This is a genomic window from Hutsoniella sourekii ATCC 700629 (assembly GCF_000518205.1).
Lineage (GTDB): Bacteria > Bacillota > Bacilli > Lactobacillales > Aerococcaceae > Hutsoniella > Hutsoniella sourekii.
The window spans coordinates 1-3,183 of record NZ_JADD01000048.1; the positions used below are offsets into that span (position 1 = coordinate 1).

Consider the following 3,183-nt stretch of genomic DNA (forward strand, 5'->3'; position numbering starts at 1 on the left):
CCAGGAACCAACGTTGATGGACCAATTACAGTCATTGTAGAAGACCCAGACTTACCAGGAGGTAAAGTCGAGATTGAAGTTCCAGTTAACGGCCACGAAAAAGGTCGCGATGACAATGGATCAGATGCTAAAGGTGAAGATGTAGCTAATGTAGGTCAAATTACTTCATCAGCTACTAAATCAGATAGTGAATCACTACCAGAGACAGGTGAGGCTAAAGACTATGCCTTATTCAGCGCCGCTGCCTTATCTGTACTAGCAGGACTTGGATTAGTTGCTCCTCGTCGTAAGGAAGACTAAAATAAGTTTATTAAGAAGGTAGACTAACCGAAGCCCTAGGGCTTCGGTTTTTATTAGAACAAGTATTCACTTAAGCTACTTAGGAAGGAGGTAAATTTTGGATGCAATGAATAAGAAGTTAGGTGCTACCCTCAAGGAAATCCGAATCAACCGGCGCCTGAAACAATATGAATTGCCTGGTATTAAGGATTCCTCCTCTCGCATCTCTAAGCATGAAAATGGCCAACAGGTCCTAAGTGTTGAGAATCTCATTAAATATAGCCACTCCCTCCAGACGGATGTCGAAGAGGTCCTATTTTTAGCTAGAGATCAACAAATAGATACCAGACGGGCCCTTTTGAACCGCTTTGATCAAGCTTGGTATGCTTGCGATTTGGCGCAGATGGAAGCGGCCTACTTTGAATTGGATGAGTTTGCCCTAGCCCATCCACACGATTCACTTGTCACTTACTTGACTGGCTATGTCTTCCATTACTTAGGCTTTATGCGAGGAGACATTGATTCTAAGACGCTCTTAACTATCCTAGAGTCTGAAGCCCAAGCCTTTGAGGACCAATTTGACCAAGCCAAGGCTTATTATTTAGCGGATTTGTGTTTGTTGAACTTGGCCTTACGCATGTTGCCCTTGCGCCATTTTGCCGAGTATTATCCAGCCTGCCAAGAACGTTATCAGGATTACTTGCCAAATCCTGATTATCAGGAATATTATATTGAGTTTCTGATGCAAGCATCCTTGTACTGCATGCGGACCTATGACCGGGACCTGGCTAGACAAGTCTTTGCCCACTTGGACCAGCTACCGCCTGAGCACTTGCCTTTCCGGCACTTTATCTATTTCACCGTCCGTCGGGCAATCATGGAAAAATCTGCCAGCCAAATTCAAAGAGGTTTGAAGCTCGCTCAACTCAGCGACATCCCGCTCTTAGAAGAGCGGCTCTCCTTCGAAGTGATGAAGTTCTACCCCGAATACTTCATCAATCAGCCGCAAGTATTCACGAAACTCAACCAACTCCCAGCAACCCATAAGTGGCTGGAAGAACCCTACTGGTTCTTCTAAGACAAGCCTAGCGATGAAATAAGCAAGAAGAGATCGTTATAAAGCTTCAAAAATCAAATATTCCCTCAGCTGTAGTGAACTGCCTTCAGAGCGTACCCGCTCTTCCGGCTTAATTGGCGACTCTCTCCTTAAGCGCCGAAGGCGCGTAAAGGAGAGATGTGAGCCAATTGTCCTAAAACTACTGCTGAGGGAATATTTATTTTTGTTAGCTATTATTAACTTTTCTATTTTAATATTATTTCAAATGCGAAAAAGTTTAACGATTTGTAAGTCTAATCCTGGTGTACTTATTTTTAGCTCCATTTGTTGATTTGTCAGAGTAAGCATAGGTTGAAAAATGTAAGAAAATAAATAGTTTGATTTTACGTTAGATTCGAGCTTTTTGATAATAAAAATGTTACCTAAATCGTCTAAAGGATTTAGCAGGATAATTAAAAATTCCCCTTATAGAACCTTTAGTTACAAAAGTTCTATAAGGAGAAGTATTTAGTATTGGGGTAATTTAATTAAAGGACAGGATTATCAGTCTCTAGTTCAACTTCAATTTGTTCTTCTCCAATTTCAATAATAAGTTTGGCGGCGGTATCAAGAGGTCGCTCAAACTTATATGGAATTGAATAATCATAGTGGGTAATCTCTTTGTCAGTGTCAGCATCATTTTCAATTATAGTTTTGACAGTCGGTATTTCAAGCTGGCCCTCTAACTCACGTGGGATATTGTTGTATTCTGGTTTTAGCTGAACAGGTTCTTCGTTATTACCAGCTGTATCAGCTTGATAAATATTTAATATATTTTTATTCTGCAAAGCATCATCTAAGGTTTCATTATAATTATTATAACCAAGATCAATTCGAACATCAATTAAGAGCCATTCATTATTATAACGAATATTACCAAGTGTGATATAAGGATAATAATTATCGTCCGTCTTATAAATATTTCCTTCATCGAGATTGGATCCAAATTGATCAATAACGCGGACCTCTCCAGCTGAACTTTCATCTTCTGAAAGATCGCTATTAAAGGATTGGCTACTTAAGCTAGTTTCTTCTTGACTCATTTCAGACGAATGCTCGCTACTATCCTCAGCAAATACCGGTGAAGCAAAATTTGAAATCAATGATATCAATAATGTAGTTGTAAAAATTTTATTCATATATTATCTCCTATTCTATAGAGTTCTTTATTATTATAGCATAACTAAATAGTGCTATGCTATAATGTATTGTAATTGGGGGGATTAGATGAAGCATTGTATTTTATTGTTAGCATTAGCAAGTTTAACGTTTTCTGTAGTAAAGCCTGTTCATGCCCAGGCAAATTTTGATGAAGTTGAAAGCCGAATTAAAGAAATTCGAGAGGAAGATTTAGGATCAAATGGATTATTACCTGATGCTTACATGACTTATTTTTTATTAGATCAGGAAGGCGATCAGGTTAGTAAAGTTTATATGATGATAGTCCCTAAGGGATTGCTCCGGGATTATAATGTATCTTATGTGGACACAGAATTTCTTGAAAAAGAAGCATTAAAAGATTCTTTCCTAACGGATGATACCTTGTATCAAAATATTTCAAAGAAGCTACCGGAGAATTTAACTTTGGAAGTATACTTAGCCTTTGATTATCCCGAAACTAATCAGGGGAGTCTAGATTCTTGGAAAACGATGGAAGAACCCATGAAGGTCTTTCGCAATGGGGAGAAACAATCTGATAATAAAGAAAATTATATGATAAATTGCAATAAATACTGCGACAAATTAATTCATCTTTTCAAGTTCGTGCATTAGTATCTCAAACGGCGTTTTAAAACCTAAACATTTAC

4 protein-coding genes are annotated in these 3,183 nt (G+C 38.2%); 3 read left to right on the plus strand and 1 reads right to left on the minus strand.

Going from position 1 to position 3,183, the window contains the following annotated elements:
- Together T408_RS11380 and T408_RS0108980 are read left to right on the plus strand one after the other, a co-directional pair.
- On the plus strand, nt 1-300 hold a 300-nt coding region (locus T408_RS11380; RefSeq protein WP_035420548.1), incomplete at its 5' end, for an LPXTG cell wall anchor domain-containing protein.
- Nucleotides 301-397: 97 nt separating this feature from the next.
- Entirely contained in the window at nt 398-1,357 is a 960-nt protein-coding gene (locus T408_RS0108980; RefSeq protein ID WP_028119619.1) for a helix-turn-helix domain-containing protein, read from the plus strand.
- Between the two features lie 506 nt (nt 1,358-1,863).
- On the opposite strand, the gene T408_RS0108985 is transcribed toward T408_RS0108980, so the two are convergent.
- Nucleotides 1,864-2,514: a hypothetical protein gene (locus tag T408_RS0108985; protein ID WP_028119620.1), complete on the minus strand. Its 651-nt coding sequence runs from the start codon at nt 2,512-2,514 to the stop codon at nt 1,864-1,866.
- Between the two features lie 88 nt (nt 2,515-2,602).
- On the opposite strand from T408_RS0108985, the gene T408_RS0108990 reads away from it, so the two are divergent.
- Complete coding sequence (locus T408_RS0108990; protein ID WP_028119621.1) at nt 2,603-3,148, plus strand: hypothetical protein; 546 nt, start codon at nt 2,603-2,605, stop codon at nt 3,146-3,148.
- Nucleotides 3,149-3,183: the final 35 nt, after the last annotated feature.

What these genes read in the sequence shown, in the direction of transcription:
- T408_RS0108990 (WP_028119621.1), top strand. Translation starts at nt 2,603, where the DNA reads ATGAAGCATTGTATTTTATTGTTAGCATTAGCAAGTTTAACGTTTTCT.
- T408_RS0108985 (WP_028119620.1), bottom strand. Translation starts at nt 2,514, where the DNA reads ATGAATAAAATTTTTACAACTACATTATTGATATCATTGATTTCAAAT.